The following is a 25,792-nucleotide window of genomic DNA, read 5'->3' as shown; positions in this document are numbered from 1 at the left end:
AGCAATGAGCGATACGATTAGGGCAATTAGCACGAAACAGGTGCTGAGGAGGGAGAAGATAAAAAAATATAAACAATACCGTGTGCTGCTGATTATGATGATTCCGGCAGTTGTCTATTACATTTTATTTCATTATCTCCCCATGTACGGCGTATTGTTGGCATTCAAAGATTTTAAAATTACACAGGGCATCATCGGAAGTCCATGGGCTGGACTTCATCATTTCGAAAAGATCATGAACGACACGTATTTCTACACTGTGTTGAAAAATACACTAATTATCAGTTTAAGCAAGCTGGTGTTTGGTTTCCCGGTACCCATTATTTTTGCATTGTTATTGAGTGAGATTTCAAATATGAAATTCAAGAGGTTAGCTCAGACTGTATCCTATTTACCTCATTTTATATCATGGGTTGTCATGGCTGGGATATTCTTTACGTTGTTTTCCTTGGACGGTCCTATCAATGGCATTGTAAAACTATTAGGCGGCGATCCGATGTTATTCTTGGCAGATGATCGCTACTTCCGCACTATACTTGTGGCGACGAGTATTTTTCAAGGCTTCGGTTGGGGTTCAATTATCTATTTCGCAGCCATTTCGAGTATCGATCCGCAGTTGTACGAAGCGGCTGTACTCGACGGAGCTGGTCGGTTTAAACGGATGGTTTATATATCTATACCGATGCTTGCGCCCGTTATAGCCATTATGCTTATTCTATCAATGTCCGGTATTTTGGATGCGGGTTTTGATCAAATATTCAATATGTATAATGTCAAAGTGTATAACGTTTCAGACATAATCGATACTTATGTGTATCGTAAAGGTTTAATTGAGATGAACTATAGCTACGCGACGGCCGTTGGATTGTTCAAATCCGTGGTTGCTTTGATCCTGATCGTTATCGTAAATAAGATAGTGAAATGGATCGGCGGCAAGGAGCATGCCATATGGTAATTTTCTTAATTAGACGAGGGAGCGAGAACGATGATTAACATAAAAAAATCAGCGGCAGACAAAATAGTCGACGTCTTTTTGTATCTCATTCTGGCAGGTATTATCTTTATCACATTGTATCCCTTTTGGACGCAGGTCGTGATTTCTTTAGATGGCGCAGGAGCAGATAGTGCTGCCTATTCATCAGGCTTCATATGGTTGCCGACACAGCTCACATTCGAGAGCTACAAGCTGGCCTTTAAGTTCGATGCGCTATGGACGGGATACTGGAATACGATTATTCGAACCGCGCTGGGTGTTATATTATCTATATTTTTCACAGCCATAACCGCCTATCCATTAGCAAAAAAAGACCTTCCCTTCAACCGATCGTTTACAAGCATGATTTTGTTCACGATGTTGTTTGCTGGGGGGACGATTCCTTCGTATCTGCTTATTAAGGAGCTGAATATGCTTGATACGATTTGGTCTCTTGTTATTCCAGGTATGATTGGTGCGTTTAACGTGTTGATTATGCGAAATTTTTTTCGTTCGATTCCGGAAGAACTGGAAGAATCGGCACGTGTGGATGGTGCAGGTTACTTGCGGATATTTACTCAGATCGTCATTCCATTATCGAAGCCAGTGCTGGCTACGATTGCATTATGGGTAGGTGTGGGCCACTGGAATGCATGGTTTGACAGCATGATCTACATTTCAGATCCTAATAAGCAAGTACTGCAGATTGTTTTACGCAAAATTATTATCCAGAACAACATGGCGGATATTAACAGCGTCATTCAAAATATCGGTAAAACAACAGAGTTTTCGGGAAGACAGCTGCAAGCCACGGTTGTCATGTTCTCGATCATTCCAATGCTGGTCGTATATCCATTTATCCAGAAGTATTTTGTCAAAGGCGTTATGATTGGTGCTATTAAAGGGTAACCCCCCTAATAGATAATATTTCATAAACAGAGAGGGCTGGTTGAAATGATGAAAAAGCGTATATTGCTAGGAGGGCTATCCACAGTCATGCTGATGTCGATCATGGCGGGATGCGGCAAAAATGATTCCTCGGGTAATCAGACTGATAATGGGAATAAACAATCGGCAGTCGGTGGAGAAGCGACGAATAAAAAAATGAAATTGATGTTTTGGAATTTAGATGAGAATCAAACGACAGACTCTGTCGGATTAAATGCACTGAAAGAGAAGTACAACGTCGATTTGGAAAGTATTGCATCAACCAGGGAAGCGATGAAAGAAAAACTGAACCTTCTTATATCCTCTGGTGAAATTCCAGATTGGTGGAAAGAGCCATCGTTTACGGATTACGATAAATTTCTCCAACAGGATGTTGCCGCTGAAATTCCGCAACAATTAATTGAACAAAATATGCCGAAATATACGGAATGGCTCAAACGTTACCTTGGGGAAGATCCATTTAAGTATATAAGAAGAGATGGGAAAATCTATGGATTACCGGTCATCTGGGATATTGGTATCGATGGTATACAGCTTGGTTTTCGTGAAGATTGGTTGAAAAAAGTAGGCATAACAAAAACACCGGAAACGCTTGATGAGATGGAAGCTGCATTGACGAAATTCCGGAACGAGGATCCTGACGGTAATGGTAAAAAAGATACGTATGGCATCACTGCAGCAGGTGAAAATATCGAATCTATTTTCAGCTCCGTGTTTGGCGCATATGATGCTTATCCTAATATATTCCGTGAGAAAGATGGAGTAATCGTCCGCGGAGAAATTGAACCAGGCGCGAAGCAAGCGCTTGAAGTTCTGAATCGTTGGTATAAAAATGAATTGATTGATCCCGAATTTGTCGTTAATAAAGGTAATAATGTTGAAGACAAAGTGCTTACGGACAAAATAGGAGCGATTGAATATTATTGGTGGGCGTTCTTGCCGGGCAACGCATTCCTTGGTGGGGAACAGTGGTATGACAAGCTGGCTAAGAAGTACCCGGGCTTTAATTTTGCAATTGAAGGCGGAATTAAGGGACCCGATGGGAAATACGGCATATCACAGTACAACCCAGCCTTTGCATCGGGTGTTATGTTCGGTAAGCATTTAGAAAAAGACCAGGATAAACTGATTAAATACATGCAAATTTTCGAAGCTAGCCAATTTGATCCGGAAATTTATGAAAAAATGAACTTTGGAGAGAAAGGTGTCCATTGGAATAAGAGCGACAAAGGAACGGTTGAATTCATCGCTCCATATACAGACGAGAAAGAACGCAAAAAAATAGGGCTTGGCGGTTACTCGATGGCAGGCTCGTTCAATGACTACGAATTTCAAACGTCATATACATCTGAAGAAAGTCTGCGTCAGCTTGCGAAGGATACACGTGCCAAGGGAACGAGAAATATTGATATTCTAGCACCATTCAACAAGCCCATCTACAATGAAACGCAAGATAAGTTGAAACAGTATACACTGCAAAATTTTATAGATTTTATTACGGGTCGCAAACCGCTGAGCGAATTCGATAGTTTTGTAGCTGAATGGAAAAAGATGGGCGGCGATGATGTGTTAAACGAAGCGCAACAAGTATATGACGACAATTTAAAATCATAATTATTTTGAAAAGCTAGGTATCGATCTAAGGATGCGCTTAAATGAAAAATTATGCAGCAGGGAGATAAGAGAACTATGTATACCATAAACGCTGGAGCCTTAAAATTGCAGTTGAACGAAAAAGGTCAAATCACAGCTATGAACGATAGTAGGGATCACGCGTATGCATCAACTTCGCAAACTACTGTGCTTATACGCATTGTCATCGATGGTCGAATGGAAGTGCCTTCGCAGGCATCCTTGAATGCGGTACTGGGGCTAATAACATTTGAATTTGCAGATAGCGGTGCTGTGGTCGATGTATTAATAGTAGAAAAATCGCAGTATGCGACATTTGAGATTCAGCGTATTGAAGGCGCCGATGTGGATGGTGTCATATGGGGACCGTATATGACAACGGTTGCCGGTTCAATCGGTGAATCGGTTGGTGTCGTTCATAATGGACAATTCGCAATCGGCCTTCAGGCATTGAATATCAAGACTGTTGGGGGGTGGCCGATCGAGCTTGATCGATTGGAAAATGTGCAGCAAAGTTATTCGGACAACGGGAACGTAAAGCCGGATCCTGACAGTCAGCAAATATCCGATAGTAAATTCGAGTATGATGTTTGCGCAGCATGGCCGACAAGCGAAGGAAGCCTGCTGCAGGCATTTGCTAGAAATCGGTTGAAGAGCTTTCGTCGTCCGGCATGGAACTTACCGCTTGTTCAAGTAGCGCCCATAAGTGGGGACGACGCATCAATCGTTGGAACAAGTATTGCTTTGTTCGGTTGTGAGTTACAGCATGTGCTTGAGACGATTGAAGCGATTGAGATTGGAGAAGGGCTGCCTCATCCTATGATCGAAGGGGTCTGGGGTAAAATATCGCCTATGGCAAACCAATCCTACCTGATTACAGATTTCTCTGAATCTACAATGTCCGAAGCCGTACGTTTTACGAAAATGGCTGGTCTCAAATACGTGTATCATCCCGATCCTTTCATCAATTGGGGACATTTCGCTCTGAAGCCAAAAAGCTTCCCGAATGGGGATGAGGGTTTAAAGTCTTCTGTGGCAATGGCAGAAGGTGAGGGTGTTCATGTCGGCGTGCATACACTATCCAACTTTACGACATTAAATGATTCCTATGTAACGCCAGTGCCGGATGAAAGGCTGCAAATGGCAGGTATGTCGCGATTAGTTGCAATGGTCGACTTAGAAGCAGATTGTATCGAGATTGATGATCCCGCGCCGTTTCAACTACATTTGTTCCGGCATACAGCACAAATCGGAAGTGAACAAATCGAATATGATGGAGTTACAGAAAGCGCGCCGTGGAAGATTACAGGCGTTAAGCGTGGAGCAAATGGAACAACCATCGCGACGCATGAAAGTGGTACGCTTATAGGTCGACTATGGGATCACCCTTACGATGTATTTTTCCCGAACATTGAGCTGCAGGACGAATATTGCGTTCGCATCAACGATCTATTTATGAAAACAGGCTTGAAGCAAATATCATTTGATGGTTTGGAAGGCTGCTATGCAACAGGTCATGACGGGTACGGAGTGAATCGTTTTGTGAAAATGTGTTATGACGGCTGGGGAGAAGAAGTTATTAACGATGCTAGCATTGTCGTTCCGAACTATTTGTGGCATGTATTCACAAGGTTCAATTGGGGCGAGCCTTGGGGTGCTGCAACACGTGAAGGGCAGCTTGAATGGCGGCTTACCAACCAGCGGTATTTTGCCCGTAACTTCATTCCGTCAATGCTTGGATGGTTTCTTGTTCGTTCTGCTTCCGATCAGTTCGAAGCGACGTCACCTGATGAAATAGAGTGGGTATTATCGAAAGCGGCAGGTTTCAACGCTGGTTTTGCTTTAGTTGCCGATATGCAGGTGCTTGGTCGAAACGGTAACATCGAGTCGGTATTTACATCCGTGCGCGAGTGGGAGACAGCAAGACAAGTCGGCGCCTTCACATCCGAACAACGGGAACGGTTGAAGGATCCGAAAAGCGACTGGCATTTGGAAGCCTCAAGTGAAGGGAAGTGGAATTTATACCCTGTCCATATCTCAAAACCGCTCGTATGCAACCCGGCGGAGCTGCAGCCAGGCCAGCCAGGGGGAGCAGATTGGACGTATTTCAACCGTTATGCGGATCAACCGCTAAAATTTACGCTGCGTGTCATTCCTTCATATGGTAACGATGATGCTTCGATTAAACGTCCAACTTTTTATACGAATGGTGTTTATATGACGTTTGATACAGAAGTTTTCGTGAACCAATATCTCGTTTGTGAAGGTGACAGAATCGGTAAAGTTTATGATCAGAACTGGAATCTGCTAAGAACCATTCATGCTTCCGCCGATGCGCCAATCGTAAGAACGGGTGGACAGCCGCTATCATTCAGTTGTAAATTCGAAGGCGATCCGAAGCCTCTAGTTAGCGTCAGAGTGACGACTTGGGGAGAACGGGAAGAAGTAGTAAAATAGTAAATTAAGCGGCGGCCGTTTTCCTATGCATAATAGGGGAACGGTCTTCTTTGGAGGAAGCAAGTTTGCAGGAAACCTACTCCCCATTATGTAATTTTTCCAGTTAAACCCAATTCCGATTTCTGGGATGGTCCTCCCTTTTGTTACCTCGACTTTCCAGCCCTTTGTAATGATCATAAGTCCATTACTACATACTTGTAGTAGCCAGCTTGTCACGCCGCTGATTTCGAGATGAGATATAATGGACAATCTGGTATGTCACTTCAGCGAAGAGAATTCCCCCAAATACATCAATGAGTGCATGCTGCTTGGTGAAGACAGTTGAAATGATAATAAGCCACAACAAAATGTACATAAAGACTCTAACAGACAGTTTGACAACTAATTCACGTTTCAAAGTTATGAATAGCAAATAACTCGTTAAGCAGTGGACACTTGGAAAACAGTTAAAGGGTGCGTCAGACTCGTAAATAAAATTAACAAGCCTGCTTGCCAAGTCAGCGCCATCAACATCGGGCCGAGGTACAAGGGTAGCAAAAAACCAGAAAACAACATTGCACGCCATGACGGAAATATTATAGATCAATAGAGTACGCCAATAAATACTGCGATGTTTAATAGCCAGATACAAAAAGCTAAGATATAAAACGGGCATCCAGCTTATATAAGGGAAGATAAACCATTTTACAAAAGGAATTAACGTATCTATCCAAAAATAATCCAAAATAATGTCTGGTCCAACATTGCTGGCAATCCCCATATAAATAAACCCCTGAAGAGGAATGGAAAGAATGCCTAAAAGGTGTTTCCATTTTTCAATCCACATTCTCATTTTAGTCCTCACTCGCTTCTCTTGAAGTTTTATTCATTCTAAACTTCATCTGATGCCAGAACAATACACAAATGTAATACATTATTTAATTCGTTTTTGGAAAAACATATTTTAACATATGTTATTCTGTATTCTGTAATGGAGTAATGTTGCTCCTGAAGGTGCGGAGGGATCATATATGACAATTTCTCAAAGTAAAAAAGAGTATTTGCGTCGCATTCATAAAGTGCAGGATTATATAGAAGCAAATGTATGTGATTCTCTTTCACTAGATGAGCTTGCTTCCATTGCCGGGTTTTCAAAGTATCACTTTCATAAAATTTTTAAAGGGATCGTGAATGAATCATTGCTGCAATACGTAAATCGAGTGAAGCTGGAGAAAGCATTAAATTTTCTCATTCATCGGCCAGATAGGACAGTTACGGCTATCGCTTATCAATTTGGTTTTACGGATACTGCGATTTTTTCACGGGCGTTTAAAAATTATTATGGTGTAAGCCCGAGCTATTATAGAAATCAACATCGCAAGAATTGCAAAGACTTGATAAAAATATCTCCTTATCATGAAAGTATGCTGAAAATGACAAAAAAGGATGATGAAAATAAGGTAAAAGGAAAGGTAACCATTGAGACGATTGGCGACATGAATGTTGCCTATGTGAGACATCTTGGCAGCTATGAACAATTAAAACTTGTTTTTCAATCACTCATGCGACAGCTGTTCGCTTATTTAAGCAAATGGAACCTCATCGATTCGAGCAGCATAAAAGTGTTGACGATCTATCATGATCATCCGGAAATTACAGAGGATCATCATAGAAGAACCAGCCTTTGTGTGACAATCCCAAGCAGTGCTGCGAAGGTCATCGAAAAAGGGGATAGTGATGTCGGAATCATGATTATACCTTCCGGCAAATACGCTGTAGGTCATTTTGAAATATACCAAAATGAGTATAGTGAGGCTTGGGACTATTTATGCGGCGAATGGCTGCCCCAAAGCGGTTATCTTCCTCGTGACACTTCAAGTTTTGAAGTATATGTCAGCGAACCAGACCCAAACCCACAAACAAAACATTTCGTAGATATTTATTTGCCGGTAGGACCTCTTGCATAGTCAAATCTAGAATAAGGGGCGATGAAATGGAGCAGAAAACCATAACGATAAAAGGGGCACGAATGCATAACCTCAAGAACATCGACATTTCAATTCCAAAAAACAAGCTGGTGGCAGCAACTGGCGTCAGCGGATCAGGCAAATCCAGCCTTGTGTTTGATATTATTTTTGAGGAAGGACGCAAGCAATACTTGCAATCCTTAGGTATTGTTGCTGGGCTTGATAATGAAGACAAATTCGACAGTATACAAGGCTTAAGCCCAGCCATAGCCGTGCAGCAAAATACGATCTGTCAAAGCAACACGCGCTCAACCGTAGGCTCAAAGACCAATATTATGAATAGGCTGGCACTGCTCTATGCTGGAGAAGGGTCAATCCTTTGCTCCAACTGCGGAACAGCTGTGAATGACAACCTATTCTGCTTAGAATGCGGAAATAGCGAGGAGCGATTGTCGCCAAGTTATTTTTCCAACCTTTCTCCAAATGGAATGTGTATCAAGTGCTCTGGGCGAGGATCGTATTTTGAAGTTGACATGGAAAAACTTGTTTCAGATAGCCGTATGACTTTGGAGCAGGTTCTTGATGGAGTCGGCTTAACTCCTGGTTATTTGCGATTATTTCAAAGGAAGTTCCATTCATATTTAGCTATTCCTTTCTTACAGCTGCCAGAAGAAGTAAGGGGAGAAATCATCTATGGGCATTATGCAAACGGCAATTCTGAAAAACGCAGCGCCTGTTTAACGAACATATTTCATACTCGCCTTCATAGAGGAGAACCGTTAAATGGTGTGTATGCTAATATTGTATGTTCCGAGTGCCATGGATTTAGAGTGGGTGAAGAAGCAAGAGCGGTGCTGTTAAATGGCAAGCATATCGGTCAACTTGGGCGGATGACAATCTCAGAAGTGAATGAATTACTTGAAGATTTGTCCCAGCAAAACACGTTCACGATGATGGGGAAAAACTTGCTGCAAGAAATATTGCTTAAAACGAATAATTTGATTAAAGCACGCCTCGGCCATTTGTCCCTTTACAGAGAAATGCCAACTTTGAGTGGTGGTGAAATACAGCGATTATTTCTTCATTCACATTTGGATGCAAAAATGGATTCAATGATCTATGTTCTCGACGAACCTACTGCAGGACTGCATGAGTCTGAAAAATTGGATGTTTTAAAATTTATACAAGAACTCAAAGACCTGGGCAACACGGTGATTGTTGTAGAGCACCATAGTAATGCAATCAAAATAGCTGAGCACATTATTGACATAGGACCCATGGCGGGTATTGAAGGTGGAGAGGTTATTTATGAGGGTGATTTAGAAGGATTGCTCGAGTGCAAGGAGTCTATCACTGGCCAATATCTTTCAGGCAAAATGCCCATGCCATCCAGAACTAAACATCCGTGTATTGAAACAGTACCTTGTCTGACCATTCGACATGCCAAAACGAACAACCTCAAGAATGTGACAGCAGCTATTCCTTTAGGTGTAATGGTCGGGATTGCAGGTATGTCGGGAAGCGGTAAAAGCTCGCTGATTTCAAATACACTGCTTCCTCTTCTGAAAAACCATTTTCGTAATAAGCAGGATGGCAACGAAGAAACCGAAATGGGCAATGAGGTAGAAGCCATGATGACTCAAATGGTTGCGGATAGGCTGGAGGGCTTGGAGCATATTTGTGGCTATGCCGAAATATCACAGGCACCTATAGGCAGGAGCTCGAGCTCCAATCCTGCATCTTATATAGGCATTTGGGATAAAATTCGCAGCCTGTTTGCCAAACAGCCGGCAGCCGTGAAGCGGAAATTATTTTCAGGCCACTTCTCATTCAACTCGAAAGGGGCTTGTTCGGAATGCTGCGGCAGTGGACATACGGCAATCTGGCTGGGCGGCAATTTGAAAATAGAAAAACCATGCACAGCATGCTATGGGAAAAGGTTTAACCATGACACGTTATCGGTCGAATACAAAGGTAAAAATATTTATGACATTCTTGAACTGAGCGTCTCGGAAGCGGTTGTTTTCTTTGAAGACAACAAGGTGATTGTGACAGCTTTGAAAGTAATGGATCGAATGGGGCTCGGATACTTAAAACTGGGCCAGCCCACTCCCACTTTAAGTGGCGGTGAAGCGCAAAGAATTAAACTCGCTAAAGTGATTGGCCGAAGGCGGAAAGGGAATACCCTGTATATACTGGATGAGCCTACTACTGGTCTTAGTCTGTATGATACCGCAAAGCTCATCGAATTGTTAGACCAGCTTATAGCAAATGGGAATTCTGTAATCGTTGTTGAGCATAACCCGGCTGTTCTCACTTCCTGCGACTGGATGATAGAACTTGGACCAGGTGGCGGCCCAGAAGGAGGTTATATTATTGCAGAAGGTTCACCCGATGTGCTGAAAGGAAATCCAAAGTCCTTAACCGGGAGGTATCTATAATGCAAAGAGATTACTGGCCAACAACAGAGTGGCGGACGAGGGAGCCAGCAGCTCTCGGCTTGGACACAGAGAAGTTCTCCGAACTTAACCATTTAATTAAAACCCAATATAGCAATCTAAATGGTATTGTTGTTGTGCATAAGGGTTATATCGCCTTTGAAAAGTATGAAAACAGCTTTATCGCTAGTGATACCCATCATGTAGCTTCGGTAACGAAAAGCGTGACATCTGCCCTCATCGGCATCGCTATTGACAAAGGATTTATCAAAAGTGTAGACGAAAAGATACTGGATTTCTTTCCCGAATATGTTTCCGATGCTAGCGACATTCAGAAGCGGGCGGTAACGATCCGGCAGCTTCTCACGATGACGGCGCCATTTCCTTTTACATGGAAACCAGGAGGGGAAGTGAGGGAGCCGCTGGACAGACTGCGGAGGCAAAAGAATTGGACCCAATATACGCTTGACCTATTAGGACAAAAAGGGCGAATGGGCGAGTTTCAGTATTGTACTGCGGGTGCACATCTGCTGTCGGTTATATTGACACGCACGACAGGTAAAAGCGCTCGTGAGTTTGCAAATGAGCAGTTGTTTGGGCCAATTGGGATGAAAATCATTGCTGATCGCCAAATGAAATCATTTGGTCTCGAAGATGTATTTGGGAAAAACCTAAAAGGATGGATTCATGACCCTAACGGAAATTCGACAGGGGGTTGGGGGCTTTGTTTAACGCTCAGAGACATGGCGCGTTTTGGATTTCTATATTTAAATGACGGTATTTGGGAGGATAAACAGATCGTCTCCAAAACATGGCATGATGAGTCGATCGCAATGAATGCGAACAAATACGGTTATTTGTGGTGGCTGCAGGAAGAGGATGGGTATTTTGCATATATGGCAATGGGTGATGGAGGCAATGCTATTGTTTGCATTCCGGCCAAAGATTTGATAGTAACCATAGCTTCCAAAATCGTCAGCAAACCTCGTGATATATGGCCTCTGATTAAAAATTGCATCATTCCCTCTGTAATAATCCGTTGAATATCCTCTATTTGCTATCGTATAGTGTTTGCTAGTCTGATTGACACATGCCTATAATATTAGATGTAGCATTTGTGGTATTCCATAATCGTATTGAAGAAGAGTTACCCTACGAGATAGCTAAATATAGCCTGCTTTAAGAGATGATAGTAGGATAGGAGACAGGTGAGACTATGACAACGAATAATGAGACAACCAACGAGGAAGTAAATAATAAGGAAGCTGCGATGTCCGAGGAGAAATGGGCTGAGCTTATAAAGGCTGTTCACCATAATGGACTTGTAGCGTTAAAAATGCACTTTAACGAGGTTGAAGCACAGGTATCAAATTTCGTAGATTACGGCCCGGTTTTTGTATTTAACGTGAAGGATGAATCGGGCAGTGTGTATTCGTGCGGATTTTTTCTGCGCGAGTTAATCGCTAGATTCCAATCGGATAATGATCCAGCCGTATGGTTGGCTTCTTTTTTCGTCGATCTTATGGAGACAGAAGGTGGCAAGCCTCTTCCTAAACCGGCTACGAATGAAGATGAGGCTAAAGAGATCATAGACAAAGTACTCGTACCGCAATGTATAAAAGCTGTAACAGAAGAGTTTGCTCCGGAACAGGTACATGCGGGGCTGGCTTGGAAGGAAGACCACGGTCCGATTTTTGAAGTGGGTTTTCCAGAAATCATAGATGGAAATAACGTATGTGCTGTTTCTTTGCATCTATTGCTAACACATTTGCAGTTGAATCGGGATCCAGGGGAGCTGCTAATTCAAGGATTGTATGACATTCGGAATGAGCATGGCTTAGAATAAATAACGAGGATAGGATTTAACGCAGCCTGATTAGGCTGCGTTTTTTTTATATGATAAAATCGATCAAAGATCATAAAAAGTGTACAATTTAAGAGAATAAGAATAATAAATGGGTTGATGCTAATGATTCAAAAATCATAACAAATTGGAGAAGAAAACATGAATATAAATCTACATACTGAGCTTTGCCAACGGTTTAATATTCGTTATCCGCTTTTTTTAGCTGGAATGGCTGGCGGGCCATCAACTGCAAAGTTGGTAGCAGCAGTATCGAATGCAGGTGGTCTAGGAAAGCTTGGTGCTGCATATATGGAGCCGGCTGCCATTCGAGAAGCGATTAATGAAATCCGCAAGCTGACAGATAAGCCTTTTGCAGTTAATCTGTTTGCGACGCAAACTTCGGATCACAATACTCGAATTGGAGAAGTTCAGCGAGAGTTAAACCTTATGCGGAATGTGCTTGGAATTTCTCATGCGAGTGCGGAACATGTGACGACTCCCGATCGTTTTGACCAACAAATGGCTGTTTTGCTCGAAGAGAAGGTTCCTGTAATCAGCACAGCATTCGGTATTCTTCCGGAGCCTTTCTTGCGGCAAGCTAAAGAGGCTAATCTTCTTGTTGTAGCGATGGTAACTACGGTGAACGAAGCGCTTCTGGCGGAGCAAGCAGGCTGCGATGCGATAGTTGCCCAAGGCAGCGAAGCGGGCGGACATCGAGGAACGTTTGATATAACCGAACATCAGCTGGGTGCAAATATTGGAACATTTGCTTTGATACCGCAAATTGTAGATCGTGTGAGCATTCCAGTCATTGCTGCGGGCGGCATTATGGATGGACGAGGTTTAGTAGCGTCACTTATTTTAGGAGCACAGGGAGTCCAGATGGGGACGCGATTTCTTACAGCGATTGAATCTGGTGCGCATGAGGTTTATAAGCAGGCTCTGCTGAAAAGTACAGAGGAGAGCACGGTTATTACGAAAGCTTTCTCGGGTCGACCAGCTAGAGGCATACGTAATTCATTTGTTAAGCAATGGGAAGAGAACGGGATCGAGCCCCTTCCGTTTCCTACGCAAAACACCGTGACTCGTGATATAAGAAACGCTGCAAGCAGCCAAAACAATTCAGAATATATGTCCCTATGGGCTGGTCAAGGAACGAGGATGCTTACTTCTGGCCAAACTGCGGAGGATATTGTTGCGGAGACGATTCGGCAAGCACTTTCCATTTGTGAGACGGGCAAGTCCCAATAACATGAATTTCCGAAAAAAGGAGGGACAACAAAATGTTAACGGAAAAACAAGAAGAATCTCTAAGTAAGTTCATGAGTAAAATTTTAAGACATTCACCTGATGCTTTTGGCATTACTTTAGACCAAGAGGGATTTTGTAAACTGGATGATTTCGTTTCCTCCATTCGGAATGAAGCAAGATGGAGCAGCATTCAAAATAGTGATATTGAGCAGGTCGTTCGCCATTGTAAGAAGCAGCGATATGAAATTGTCGGTGCCTTTATTCGTGCAAACTATGGGCACAGCGTTGAAAGAATAACTTATAAAGAGGCGAAGCCCCCTGCCCTCTTGTTTCATGGTACGAACACTAAGGTTTCGAATATTATTTTAGCTGAAGGTTTAAAGCCAATGGGAAGACAATATGTTCATCTTTCGGAATCGCTTGATTTTGCAACACTTGCAGGAAAAAGGCGAGGAGAACTCGTCATTCTTCATGTTAACACCGAGCTTGCATTATCTCTTGGCGTCAGCTTTTATTTAGCTAATAATGGCGTTTGGCTTTCTGATTTTATACCGCCTTCCTGTATCTTTGTGAAGCTGTAAACAATGAATTCAAAGCAAAACTGAACCAACTTTCACCCAATTTACACACCATTTTTTTGGAAACGGCTCTTTTTTCCTCGTTCCTTTTATTAAATTCAATATCATCGCTTAGCATCATAGAAATGACGTTATTATGAGAGTAGCTCATGTTGGATTTTTCTGTAATTATGGTGGTGTGAAAACCTCCATTTTACACAAATCCGATCATGGGCTTTTTTGTGCATTCGTAGGTGTCGCACTTTATATTACAATCCATCTGTAAATTTCTCTTCCTTATTTCGATTTTTTCGGAAGAAACATAATAAATTTATATCTTCATAAAAAAATGAAGCCCCAAATCATAAAAAAATTAACCTTTCTGTGGAATGAGATATTTTCAAAAAGGGGTTCCAAACCCTATGATCGCATTGTAAATATAAAACGCTTACAAACAAGCCGCAGGCAGAAGGGAGAAATTATTTGAGTCAGGTATCACTAATTACAAGTAAGGATTATCAGGTGCGTAAATCAAAAAGAGGTTTGTTTTATGAGCTGTGGAAAAATGGCTGGTATTACATGATGGCGCTGCCGGGAATATTGTTTTTCTTAGTTTTCAGCTATATGCCGCTTCCGGGCTTAGTCATTGCCTTTAAAGATTACAATTTTCTTGAGGGTATGTTTGGGAGCAAGTGGGTAGGGCTCAATAACTTCAAGTTTTTCTTTCATGGAGAATACGCATGGAGAACCACATTTAACACGCTGTTTATTAATGCCAATTACATTGTTTTCGGTACGCTGTTCTCCATAGCTTTTGCCTTATTGCTAAATGAATTAAGAAATGGTCTGCTCAAGAGGCTGTACCAAAGCCTTATGTTCTTGCCGTATTTCTTCTCCGCAATCGTTGTTGGGAACTTCGTTTATTTGGTCTTCAGTACCAAATACGGCATTGCGAATCAGCTGTTGGACACATGGCACCTTTCAACGATTGATTGGTATTCTAACGCGCAGTACTGGGTTTCTATTCTGGTCGGTGTATTTATTTGGAAAAATACGGGGTATGCGGTGGTTATGTATTTAGCTACGATCGTTGGGATCGACGATGAGCTTTATGAGGCTGCGGCTCTGGACGGCGCAGGAAGATGGCAAAAGGTCCGTTACATTACGCTGCCGTTATTAGTACCAACGATTATTATTCTTACGTTATTGTCGGTGGGTAAAATGTTTTACGGTGATTTTCAAACTATCTATTCCATCGTTGGCGATAACGGGCTGCTCTTCGCAACGACGGACGTTATCGATACTTATGTGTTCAGAGCAGTTAAATCGGTAGGCGACATCAGCATGCCGGCTGCTGTGGGACTCTATCAATCGGTATGCGGATTTATTACCGTTGTTGCATGCAACTGGGCAGTAAAAAAATATAACGATGACCATTCATTGTTTTAGATCGGGGTGGAGTAGTGAGCAACCATAATGGAAGAGCAGCACAAATTCTATTCCATGTCATTTTCCTTGCATTTTGTCTGTTTACGACGATACCTTTTATACTCACCATTATCGTGTCGATCACGAATGAGAACTCGATTGTAAAAAATGGATATCGATTCATTCCTGACCGCTTCTCGCTGGATGCTTATAGACTGATTTTCTCAAGCAGTGAGATCTATAACGCCTATACGATCTCTATTGCCGTGACCGTCTTAGGAACCCTCCTAAGTCTGTTGATTACCTCTATGCTAGCCTATGCGATTGCGGTTCAGAAGGTAAAGTACAGAAATGTTATCGCGCTTCTCGTGTTTATTCCGATGATATTCAACGCGGGACTTGTTCCATGGTATATATTCATTACGAAGTATCTGCATCTAAAAGATTCTATTTTCGCGCTAATTTTACCGATGCTGGTGAGCCCGTTTAATGTTTTTCTCGTGCGAAATTACTTTAAGTCATTGCCGCCGGCGCTTATGGAATCAGCAGAAATAGAAGGAGCAAGCCCGCTTTATATTTTCAGAAAAATAATATTCCCTCTATCGGCGCCCATTATAGCGACTATCGCTCTTTTTTACGCTTTAGCTTACTGGAATGACTGGAATTTAGCCCTGTGGCTCATCGATAGCCGTGAATTATATCCACTTCAATTCATGTTGTTTAAAATTCAATCCATGATCAATTATATGAGCTCTGGCGGCAATTACGGAGTAGGCAGCAGTACATTGCCTTCTGACTCTGCACAAATGGCTATGGTGCTCGTTACCATCGGGCCGATCGTCCTTGTGTATCCTTTTGTTCAAAAGTATTTCATTAAAGGGATCATGATCGGAGCGGTTAAAGGATAGGTTGCAGCCTAGCAATAGGTTCATTATAGAAGAGAAAATAGGGAGGTATTCAATTGAAAAAAGTACAGATTAGAGTATCGGGTGTCGTCATGGTTATCGTTTTATTGCTTAGCATGTTAGCTGCATGCTCGTCTAATGAAGGGGGCAACAAACAAACAAATGCCCCTGCAACAACGACGGGAAATAAGGAGGGTGCTGAGAAGCCCGATGCTACGGAAGAAACCTCCAAGCCTGTAGGAACGGTAAAAATTGTTCTGCCAGGCGATCAACCGAAGGATATGGCAGGTGTTCAAAAGGCGATGGAAGAGAAGCTGAAAGCAGATGGACTTAACATCAAATTGCAATTTACATATTTCCCATGGGATCAGTATTCAAACAAGCTTAATCTAATTGCCGCTTCAGGAGAGGATTATGATATGGCCTGGACGCATGTAAGCTGGCTGTCGCAAATTACGGCCAAAAATGTCATCATTCCTCTCAATGATCTACTCGATGAGCAAGGCATGCAGCTGAAAGAAAGCATACCGGCTGCTAATTTCTTGAGCGCATCTATTGATAATAAGATATACGGCATTCCTACTCTAGTTCCGACTGCTGAGAACAATAACTTTTTTGTCATCCGCGGCGATTTAAGAGAGAAATACAATCTGGCTCCAATTAAAACATTAGCAGATTTCGAAGCCTACTTAGATACGATTAAGAAAAATGAGCCTGACATGGTTCCAATTGCAAATGATAACAATCGCGCCTTATTGAGAGAATTTGGCGATGTCTATTTGCCTCTTGGCGATAACGGCGCAGGTCCAGCTTACATTGACCCGGCAGATCCGAATTTGGAAGTTAAAAGCTTTTTTGAATCTGATATTTTCAGAAAAATAGTAGAAACAAAAAGAAGATGGTATTTGAATGGCTGGATGCCGAAAGATGCACAGGAGATTAAAGATTCTGAAACCGCACTCAACAATGGCAAAATCGCAGCGACATGGTCAAATGTTCTTAAGACATCAGAGCGTATCGATGCCTTCAAACAAACGCTGCCAAACGGCAAGCTGGAGGATGTATTCTTAAATCCGGAAAAACCTAAATATGTTTTTGATGCAGCTGGAAATCTATTGTCTATTTTCTCGACCAGCAAGAACAGCGAAGGAGCTATGGCCTTTATTAACTGGTTCAGAAGCAATCAACAGAATTATGATCTGTTCTCTTATGGCGTTAAAGACGTGAATTATAAGCTTGACGGTGATGCGGTTTCGGTTGAAGGCATTGCTGAGAACTCCACCTACAATCAGGTTTACTGGGCATGGGATGATATCCGCATGAAGCATTTTAGTAAAAATGTTGATCCGAGCTACATTGAGAACTTGAAGGTATGGGATAATGGTTCCGTCGTTGCGCCTACACTTGGCTTCCGTTTCAACGCTGATCCGGTGAAATCCGAAATTGCTCAAATTGACGCGGTTGGGGCGGAGTATGTGGGTGCTGCGTATTCTGGCTTCATCGACTATGAAAAGTTTTATCCTGAATTTAAGAGCAAGCTGAAGTCAGCTGGAATCGATAAAATAATCGCTGAAGTACAGAAGCAATTCAATGATTTCAAAGCAAATCAAGCGTCAAAATGAGTAAAAGTAAGATGACTTGACCGATAAGTGGTAAAGGAGGCCCATTCGAAATGAGAAGAGGAAGGTTTCTGCTTCATTTCTTTCTAAGCTTAGTCATTCTATCTAGTAGTGTTGTGTCTTGGAATGCACAGCCCATTCAGGTTTCAGCAGCAGCGAATACAGGCAATTTGGCATTAGGCAAGGCAGTAACGGCAAGCAGCTCGCTTGCCCAGCATTCACCAAGCTATTTGGCAGACGGCTCGATGGACACGATGTGGTCAACGAGCGATACCGGATATGCTACGAGCCCAATTACGGATGAATGGGCAGTTGTGGATCTTGGAGAAACTTATGCGATTTCTCGTTGGGTCGTGAAGAGCGGTGGTGCTGATACTCTGGTGACAAGTGACTATCAGCTCGAATACAGTACAGATTCGAATAACGGGCCATGGCAAACGGCGGATACCGTGACCGCGAATACCACTCGTTTCACGGACCGCGTATTGGATCAAGCGGTTAGTGCAAGATTTGTGAGGCTTCACATTACGAAGAAAACGTCAGATGGAGCCGATTGGCCAGCCGTTAGAATTGGCGAATTAGAGCTGTATTCGTCTGCTACGGAGGTGCCGGAAATATCAGCTGATTTCCCATCGGGTCTTGTTGAGAGAGGAACCAAAGTGACGCTTACGAGCTCGATCGCAGCTGCAGCCATTTATTACACGACGGATGACAGTGATCCAACACTCTCTTCAAGCAAGCAGCTCTACAATGAGCCGCTTACGATCGATAGCGACATAACGATTAAAGCAGTTGCTATCGATGAGCTGGGAGGAAGCATAAGTGACATTCTGACATTAACATATCAAATACCGAAGGATAGGGTGAAAGGGAATGTAGCGCTTGGCAAGAGTGTAACGGCCAGCAGCTCGTTATCGCAGCATTCGCCTAGCTATATGACAGATGGATCTATGGATACCATGTGGTCAACAAGCGATACGGGTTGGAGATCAAGCCCATTATCCAACGAATGGGCGATGGTTGATTTGGGAGATACTTATGACATTTCTAGGTGGATCGTCAAGCATGCCGCTTCAGGTGATTTAACAACGCAGAACTTTCAACTGGAGTACAGTACAGGGAATGCGGACGGACCATGGCTGATAGCTGACACGGTCACAGACAATACGTCTATTATCACGGATCGGGTACTCCTATCTTCCGTTCAAGCGAAGTATGTTCGGATTCGCGTTACGAAGAAGGCAAAGGAAGGATCTGATTGGCCGGCAGTGAGGATCGGCGAGCTCGAGCTTTATTCGGACCCAGCGATTGTTCCACTGCTCTCGGTTTCGCCAGATTCCGGTTCCGTTATTAAAGGCACTAAGGTTACGCTTAGAAGTACGCCGGCAACCGCCTCAATTTACTATACGATTGACGGAAGCGATCCATCGACATCTCAGAATAGAATACTCTATTCTGAACCGCTAACGATCAACAGTTCTGTAAGCATAAAGGTAGTCGCAGTAGATGAGAAAGGCGGAGGGGTAAGTGAGATACAGACGCTCCATTACACGATTCCGACTGAAGACTTGTCAGCGTATCCCAACCTAGCAAGGGGTTCCGATGCCTCGATGACGGTTGAAGCGGGTTGGGGCAACGTAGCAGGGCGAGCCATTGATGGTGACATGACAACCTACGCTCAACCAGAGCAAGCTGGCGTATGGGATTTGATTGTCGATCTCGGTAATCAACAGCCAGTCAATTACGCGGTCTTACGCAAAAATCCAAATCATCAAAACTATATTACTCAATTTACGATTGATGTTTCGAATAATGGAACCGATTGGAAGACGGTAGCTACGGAGAATAGCAATACAGACTTAGAGGATCTATGGTATAAATTTGAGGTGCAAAGTACTCGGTATGTTAGGTTGCATCAAGTAGCGAAAGTCGGCCTGGCTGCTGCGGTATGGGAATTTGAGCTGTATAACACATCCAAAGCATTTCCTGTTCAAGCAGATGTATCATCTAAAGTAGTTGCTGAGGGTACTAGGATCGGACTATCCACTCTAGAACCTAATGCCGCCATCTACTACACGACTGATGGGAGCGATCCCATAACATCTTTAAGCAAGCAGCTTTATTCGACCGGAGTTCCTCTCATCGCTTCTTCAATAGACTCGACGATAACGATTAAGGCGTATGCGAAAGCAGTAGGGAAGGAAGAAAGCGAAGTCCGCTCATTCTTGTATCAGGTTGTGGCGATATCAGCAAACCCAGAGCCGGGTATCGTAAATGAGAATACTGCTGTTTCATTATCTAGTTCAGTAGCGGGTGCATCCATCTATTACACAATCGATGGTTCGGATCCGATCGTTTCGGCAGCGAAGAAGCTCTATACACAGCCTATTGCGATTACGCAGGATTTGGCTATCAGAGCATATGCCGTTGCAGACGGACATCAAAGCACGGCTATCAATTTTTCATACAGCATCAGCATAGAAGAAACGAATGCAGCGCTAGGTAAGGCGGCAACAGCCTCTTCTGAAGAAAGTGCAAGCTTGGCCGCTCAAGCCGTAGATGGAAATGTTGATACCGCATGGGTTGCCAGCAACTCAGGGAAAGGTCAATGGCTTCAGGTTGATCTAGGCGCGGATTATGAATTGACGGGTACGTCAGTGACTTGGAGGGACAGCAAAAATTACAAGTACAAAATCGAAGTGTCTTCGGATGCCATGAATTGGTACCCGGCTGTCGATCAAACGAGCGCTTCGGATAGAGAGCAAGTGAGTGCGGATCGTTTTCTTGATGCAGCAAGGCGTTATGTTCGGATAACCATTACGGATTTCGAACTTGGAAGCAAAACGGGAATATCGGAGTTCAAAGTTCTCGGATATCCAAGTGAAGAGATGCCAGAAGTACCTGTAGGACCATCGACGAACGGCTGGGCGAGACCGATCATCGCGCCTTTTCCTGATTCTGTAAACGGCGTTCAGAATCCCGTTATCAATTTAAGCGGAACTTGGAAGTTTACACAAACGCCAGAACAAGGATTTTGGAAAAACAGTGTTGAACCTTCGACATGGTCTGATGCTAAGGTGCCGGCAAATTTAGAGGTGCTCGGGTTCGATATTCGTGGTAAACAGGGCGGTGACTGGTTCCCAGACCGAAATATCGAGAATGTGTATAAGAAATCCGTTTCAATTCCGCAGGACTTTCAAGGGCAACGGGTTATGCTGCGTTTCGAAGCGGCGTTTAATGTCGCTAGAATTTGGGTGAACGGAAAGCTCGTTCGTACGCATCGCGGCGGTTTTACAACGTTTGATTGTGATATTACAGATTATGTAACACCCGGCGAAAACGCATGGATAACCGTAGGCATTACAGCTGAGAAGGGCTTCGTCGAGTATCAGCATGTTCGAGGCTTGATTGGTGAAGTGAAGCTGTTTGCGCTGCCTCATAATTACTTGACCCGCTTGCATGCAGAAACGATCTTTGACGGAACTTATACCGATGCGATGTTAAACGTTTCTGTCGGAATGATTTATGGAAGTGAGTCTGATTCTCTTGTCGAGCTTACTTTAATTGACCCGGATGGACAAATCGTACCCATCGAGCCAGGGGACATTGCATTGGATCCACAGCATCTTAATCGAACAGTAAGCATTCCAGTGAAAAATCCGCAGAAATGGGATGCAGAGCATCCAAACCTTTATAAGCTGGTTGCGAATATTAAGGAAGACGGTAAAATCGTGCAAACGATTACTCGCAAGATCGGCTTTCGAACGATTAAGGTTGTCGGGAATAAGGTGCTGGTCAACGGAAAAGAAGTCAAGCTCCGTGGTGTCAATTGGCATCAATCCTCTCCCTCAGCAGGAGTTGCAGTTGATCCAGAGCATGACAAGGAATCCTTGTTAAAGCTCAAGGATGGCAATATCAATTATATTCGGGCTTCTCATTGGCCGCAATTCGAATACGTGCTGGATTATGCGGATGAAATCGGCTTGTATGTCGAGCAGGAAAATTCCGTCATGTTCGTCAATGGTCCTCGGTTGAATGATGCGAATTACCTAAGTTATTTCATGGGTCAATTCTCTGAAACGATTGAGAAGGATCGAAGCCACCCAAGCGTCGTAATCTGGTCACTCACGAACGAGAGCGGTTGGGGAAGCAATGTGGCAGCAACCCATGATTATGTGAAGGCCGTTGATCCGACGCGTGTGATTAAATCGAGTTTCGGTTACAACGCTCCGAGCCAATATAATGACCTATTCAGCGTTCATTATGTGGATAATAGCTTGAAATTTGGAGGACTTGATAAGCCGGAAATCGTGGATGAGTACGCACATCTGTATGTGTATTATGAAGACTGGTTTAATGATGATCCTGCCTTCGAAGATTTCTACGGTGAGTCCATCAAGCGCTCTTGGGACAATATAAATGGCTCAGAGGGTGCTCTGGGAGGTGCAATCTGGCATTCTCGGGATTTAACAACCTATTGCGAGACAGCCGTTTGCGGTTTTAGAGTGGAATGGGGAATTATGGATTCATGGAATCGGGAGAAACCAGAGTACTGGAACGTGAAGAAGGCTTATTCGCCGATTCGAATTAATGCCAATTCCTTGCCGAATCCAGGTGCGAGAACCCAGCTAAGCATTCCGATTGAGAACCGCTTTAACCATACGAATCTGAACGAAATCAAGGTCGAATGGACGGTCGGCAATCAATCAGGCACGTTAACGGGTCCTTCCATTGAACCGATGTCCAGCGGTCATTTGATTATACCGGCTAGAGCATGGAAGCTCGGTGATAACGTGAGCTTGAAGTTTTACCAAAGCGATCGGTACAAGGCCAATCGATTAGTGGATGAGTATAAACTAAGTATCGGCAACAAAATATTCCATTTCACAGGCACGGAGGGTAGCGCCCCAGCCATTACAAAGGATGATACAGCAACCACTATTACGGGGCAAGACTTTAAACTGGTGTTCAATAATGCAACAGGTATGATTCAAGAAGGAACATATAAAGGAGAAACGATCATTACCGGGGGTCCTTATTTGAATATGGGCTTTACGTCCAACCTTGGCTCATGGACTTTCTCAAGCATGAACAGCATGACTGTTGGAAATAAGGCAATCGTGAACATTGCCGGCAGTTATGGTCAAACGGGAGTATTGTTTGTGTTATCCATTGACGGGAGCGGGTTGATTTCCACCACGTATACCGTTACAAACCTGCCTGCTGTCTATGACTCTATTGGCGTTGCATTCGATATTGCTGCCAAAGCAGACCGCATAACATGGAATCGCAATGGTCTATGGTCGACCTATCCAGAGGATCAGGTTGGGAGAAACGAAGGAACGGCATTCCGGGTTAGAGGCGAAGGAAATGAACAGTACGGTGTGAAGCCGACTTGGGCATGGTCGCAGGATGAGAAAAATTTCAGCAAATATGGCAAAGATGATGCCGGGCAGCGCGGGACGGCTGACTTTGTTGCCTCGAAGAACAATTTTAATTATGCTTCCTTGATTTTGGGCGAGACGGGCAAACGTATTACAGCACAAGGAGATGGTTATGGCTCGGTCAAAAGCTCGGTCAATCCAGATGGAACCATTCGGTTTGAGATCAATTCGATCTGGTCGCATCCCGCTGCATTCCCGGGCTGGATAGAGGCGAATTCCATTAGTAAACCGATTACATTAGCTGCTGCGTATATGAACACAATCAATGTCAGACTTGACGATCATGATGATTACACCGTTAGCTTTGCCGATGTGCCAACCTATCTAAGCGATATGAACTGGACTTCGGCGACGACAGGCTGGGGGGAAGTCAAAAAAGATTCCAGCATTCAAGGTAATGTATTAACCTTATTTGACGGCATGGGAAGCAAGTCGTATGCAAAAGGCATTGGCACACATGCAAACTCGGAAATTGTATATGACATCGATGGATTGGGCTTTGAGAGCTTTGAAGCCTACGTAGGCGTCGATCAAGAAACTAGCGTAGGTAAATTGGCCTTCCAAGTATGGGCAGATGGTCAGAAGCTCTTTGATAGTGATGTCATGGAAAGCCGTACAGCAGCGAAGAAGATTAATGTAAACATCACAGGTAAACGCGAGCTGAAGCTAATTGTAACTGATGGCGGCAATGGCGTTGTCAGTGATCATGGGAACTTTGCGGATGCGAAATTGCTGAAACAATCGAATGCGGTGCTTCCTAGTGCCGATGCAGCACTCAGCGGGATAAGCATTAATAATGAAGCGATCATTTCTTTCGAGAAAAACAAGCTGACTTATGATGTGACACTGCCGGCTGGAATGCATTCGGTCCCGAATGTTACAGTCAACACATCGGATAGCCAGGCGACTGTCAAGTTAAGTCCAGCGGCAGGTTTGCCGGGAACAACTTCAATAGAAGTGACAGCTGAGGATGGTATAACTAAGCTTATCTACGTCATCCATTTCACTTTTGTGCACGGCCCGACTGATCCTGAGACGGGAACGCCGACAGGGGAAGGTCAAGGATCCGTTAATGTAAGTAAGGAGCAGCAGATCATATCTGAGCTCAAATCCGAAAACGGAAAGGCTATTATAGCCATTCAAAAAGGTGTTAAGGAGGTGCTGATTCCTGCAAATACTAAGGGGCTTCAGGATCTGAATAAACTCGTATTCCAAGCTGATGGTATATCACTGGAGTTAACGGGCAAAGTCATTGCTCAGCTCCTTGAGCTGGCGAAGGATCAGAAGCATGACTTTATCGCTTTCTTATTTACGAAGAAAGCGCAAGCGGACGTTGATCGTTTGCTGAAGGAGTCATCCAACAAGGCACATGCGGCTATTGCTGCATCAAGTCATATCTATGATTTGTCTCTGGCAGCAGCTAGTTTAAATCAGGTTGAGCGGAAGAAGCTGAACACCTTAGCTGAGCCTATTACGTTAAAGCTTACAGCATCTGAAGAAGCCTTAAGCGATTTGGTTTCTATTTATTACATCAAGGAAGATGGGGAGCTTGAATTTTTACGGAGCAAACAAAACAATGGTTTGCTTGAAACGCAAATCAATCATTTAAGCCTTTATGGGGTGCTCTCTTTTGAAAAGACATTCAGTGACGTTCCTCAAAGTCACTGGGCAGCTCAGGCGATTAGGAGGTTAGCAGCTCAAGGCATCGTGACTGGTGTGAATGCAACACAGTTTGCGCCGCAAGCAAAAATAACCCGTGCTCAGTTTATCACGATGTTGGTTCGTGCATTAGGATTGCAAACTGAAGGGACAACATCGTTTACGGATTTGGAGAAAGACGCATGGTACGAATCCGCGGTAGTAACGGCCTGCAATGCCGGAATTGCGACAGGTCGAAGCCTAACCCGATTTGCGCCTCATGAAACGATAACACGCGAAGAAATGGCGGTTATGATCGTTCGAGCATATGAGGTGAAAACGGGCAAGAAAGCCGAAGCAGCTAAGCAAAGCCAATTTGCGGATAGTGATCAGATTCATGAGTGGGCAAGAGACTCCGTAAATGCCGCTCTTGACCTAGGAATTCTTGAAGGCGTAGGACAAAATCAATTTCAGCCTCAAGGTCTAGCTACTCGTGCGGAAGGTGTTCAGGCAATTGTTAGACTAATGGATTAAAGCAGACTCAGAAGCAACAAATCGAAAGCGCTTGGCCTTCTTTTTACAAAGAGGTATCCAAGCGCTTTTGGATTTGAATTCGTTATTAAATAAGTAGAAAGTCAAAGTAGAACTTGACGTTATTTCAAGATAAAGAGTATATTCTTGTTGCGATGCGGCTCATTGTTAGAGGGTTT

15 protein-coding genes are annotated in these 25,792 nt (G+C 43.5%); 14 read left to right on the top strand and 1 reads right to left on the bottom strand.

Going from position 1 to position 25,792, the window contains the following annotated elements; translation table 11 throughout:
* Positions 1-4: 4 nt before the first annotated feature.
* The 4 genes from ACIFSR_RS02345 (at position 5) to ACIFSR_RS02330 (ending at position 6,010) form a co-directional block, all read left to right on the top strand.
* A complete protein-coding gene (locus tag ACIFSR_RS02345; RefSeq protein ID WP_339203897.1) occupies positions 5-955 on the top strand; it encodes an ABC transporter permease in 951 nt (316 codons plus the stop codon).
* Positions 956-985: 30 nt separating this feature from the next.
* The gene (locus ACIFSR_RS02340; RefSeq protein ID WP_339203896.1) at positions 986-1,882 is read left to right on the top strand and encodes a carbohydrate ABC transporter permease; all 897 of its coding nucleotides are present in this window, start codon (positions 986-988) and stop codon (positions 1,880-1,882) included.
* Positions 1,883-1,927: 45 nt separating this feature from the next.
* A complete protein-coding gene (locus tag ACIFSR_RS02335) occupies positions 1,928-3,535 on the top strand; it encodes an extracellular solute-binding protein (protein WP_339203895.1) in 1,608 nt (535 codons plus the stop codon).
* A gap of 75 nt (positions 3,536-3,610) precedes the next feature.
* Positions 3,611-6,010 (top strand): hypothetical protein, encoded by a 2,400-nt coding sequence (locus tag ACIFSR_RS02330; RefSeq protein WP_430054613.1) that lies wholly within the window; start codon positions 3,611-3,613, stop codon positions 6,008-6,010.
* Positions 6,011-6,197: 187 nt separating this feature from the next.
* On the opposite strand, the gene ACIFSR_RS02325 is transcribed toward ACIFSR_RS02330, so the two are convergent.
* Positions 6,198-6,842, bottom strand: a complete 645-nt coding sequence (locus tag ACIFSR_RS02325) for a phosphatase PAP2 family protein (RefSeq protein WP_339203893.1) — start codon at positions 6,840-6,842, stop codon at positions 6,198-6,200.
* Between the two features lie 178 nt (positions 6,843-7,020).
* Here ACIFSR_RS02325 and ACIFSR_RS02320 point away from each other — a divergent pair, with 178 nt between their 5' ends.
* The 10 genes from ACIFSR_RS02320 (at position 7,021) to ACIFSR_RS02275 (ending at position 25,616) form a co-directional block, all read left to right on the top strand.
* Entirely contained in the window at positions 7,021-7,956 is a 936-nt protein-coding gene (locus ACIFSR_RS02320; RefSeq protein ID WP_339203892.1) for an AraC family transcriptional regulator, read from the top strand.
* A gap of 152 nt (positions 7,957-8,108) precedes the next feature.
* Positions 8,109-10,397: an excinuclease ABC subunit UvrA gene (locus tag ACIFSR_RS02315; protein WP_430054610.1), complete on the top strand. Its 2,289-nt coding sequence runs from the start codon at positions 8,109-8,111 to the stop codon at positions 10,395-10,397.
* Complete coding sequence (locus tag ACIFSR_RS02310) at positions 10,397-11,437, top strand: serine hydrolase domain-containing protein (protein ID WP_430054608.1); 1,041 nt, start codon at positions 10,397-10,399, stop codon at positions 11,435-11,437. Before ACIFSR_RS02315 ends, ACIFSR_RS02310 begins: the two co-directional genes overlap by 1 nt.
* 173 nt (positions 11,438-11,610) lie before the next feature.
* Entirely contained in the window at positions 11,611-12,240 is a 630-nt protein-coding gene (locus tag ACIFSR_RS02305) for a hypothetical protein (RefSeq protein WP_339203889.1), read from the top strand.
* Positions 12,241-12,399: 159 nt separating this feature from the next.
* On the top strand, positions 12,400-13,491 hold the full coding sequence (locus tag ACIFSR_RS02300) for an NAD(P)H-dependent flavin oxidoreductase (RefSeq protein WP_339203888.1): 1,092 nt from the start codon (positions 12,400-12,402) through the stop codon (positions 13,489-13,491).
* A 32-nt stretch (positions 13,492-13,523) separates the two neighbouring features.
* Complete coding sequence (locus ACIFSR_RS02295) at positions 13,524-14,072, top strand: RNA 2'-phosphotransferase (RefSeq protein WP_339203887.1); 549 nt, start codon at positions 13,524-13,526, stop codon at positions 14,070-14,072.
* A gap of 459 nt (positions 14,073-14,531) precedes the next feature.
* Complete coding sequence (locus ACIFSR_RS02290; protein ID WP_430054603.1) at positions 14,532-15,497, top strand: ABC transporter permease; 966 nt, start codon at positions 14,532-14,534, stop codon at positions 15,495-15,497.
* 14 nt (positions 15,498-15,511) lie between these two features.
* Positions 15,512-16,384 (top strand): carbohydrate ABC transporter permease, encoded by an 873-nt coding sequence (locus tag ACIFSR_RS02285; RefSeq protein ID WP_430054601.1) that lies wholly within the window; start codon positions 15,512-15,514, stop codon positions 16,382-16,384.
* A gap of 53 nt (positions 16,385-16,437) precedes the next feature.
* Positions 16,438-18,003 carry an ABC transporter substrate-binding protein gene (locus ACIFSR_RS02280; protein ID WP_430054598.1) on the top strand — a complete coding sequence of 522 codons (1,566 nt, stop codon included), beginning with the start codon at positions 16,438-16,440 and terminating at the stop codon, positions 18,001-18,003.
* A 50-nt stretch (positions 18,004-18,053) separates the two neighbouring features.
* On the top strand, positions 18,054-25,616 hold the full coding sequence (locus ACIFSR_RS02275) for a discoidin domain-containing protein (RefSeq protein WP_430054596.1): 7,563 nt from the start codon (positions 18,054-18,056) through the stop codon (positions 25,614-25,616).
* Positions 25,617-25,792: the final 176 nt, after the last annotated feature.

Source organism: Paenibacillus sp. NRS-1760 (genome assembly GCF_050467785.1).
Classification (GTDB): domain Bacteria; phylum Bacillota; class Bacilli; order Paenibacillales; family Paenibacillaceae; genus Pristimantibacillus.
The sequence above is the reverse complement of the archived record's forward strand: the minus strand, read 5'-3'. Positions and strand labels throughout refer to the sequence as shown.

What these genes read in the sequence shown, in the direction of transcription:
- ACIFSR_RS02330 (WP_430054613.1), top strand. Translation starts at nt 3,611, where the DNA reads ATGTATACCATAAACGCTGGAGCCTTAAAATTGCAGTTGAACGAAAAA.
- ACIFSR_RS02320 (WP_339203892.1), top strand. Translation starts at nt 7,021, where the DNA reads ATGACAATTTCTCAAAGTAAAAAAGAGTATTTGCGTCGCATTCATAAA.
- ACIFSR_RS02345 (WP_339203897.1), top strand. Translation starts at nt 5, where the DNA reads ATGAGCGATACGATTAGGGCAATTAGCACGAAACAGGTGCTGAGGAGG.
- ACIFSR_RS02275 (WP_430054596.1), top strand. Translation starts at nt 18,054, where the DNA reads ATGAGAAGAGGAAGGTTTCTGCTTCATTTCTTTCTAAGCTTAGTCATT.
- ACIFSR_RS02335 (WP_339203895.1), top strand. Translation starts at nt 1,928, where the DNA reads ATGATGAAAAAGCGTATATTGCTAGGAGGGCTATCCACAGTCATGCTG.
- ACIFSR_RS02305 (WP_339203889.1), top strand. Translation starts at nt 11,611, where the DNA reads ATGACAACGAATAATGAGACAACCAACGAGGAAGTAAATAATAAGGAA.
- ACIFSR_RS02325 (WP_339203893.1), bottom strand. Translation starts at nt 6,842, where the DNA reads ATGAGAATGTGGATTGAAAAATGGAAACACCTTTTAGGCATTCTTTCC.
- ACIFSR_RS02340 (WP_339203896.1), top strand. Translation starts at nt 986, where the DNA reads ATGATTAACATAAAAAAATCAGCGGCAGACAAAATAGTCGACGTCTTT.
- ACIFSR_RS02295 (WP_339203887.1), top strand. Translation starts at nt 13,524, where the DNA reads ATGTTAACGGAAAAACAAGAAGAATCTCTAAGTAAGTTCATGAGTAAA.
- ACIFSR_RS02310 (WP_430054608.1), top strand. Translation starts at nt 10,397, where the DNA reads ATGCAAAGAGATTACTGGCCAACAACAGAGTGGCGGACGAGGGAGCCA.
- ACIFSR_RS02300 (WP_339203888.1), top strand. Translation starts at nt 12,400, where the DNA reads ATGAATATAAATCTACATACTGAGCTTTGCCAACGGTTTAATATTCGT.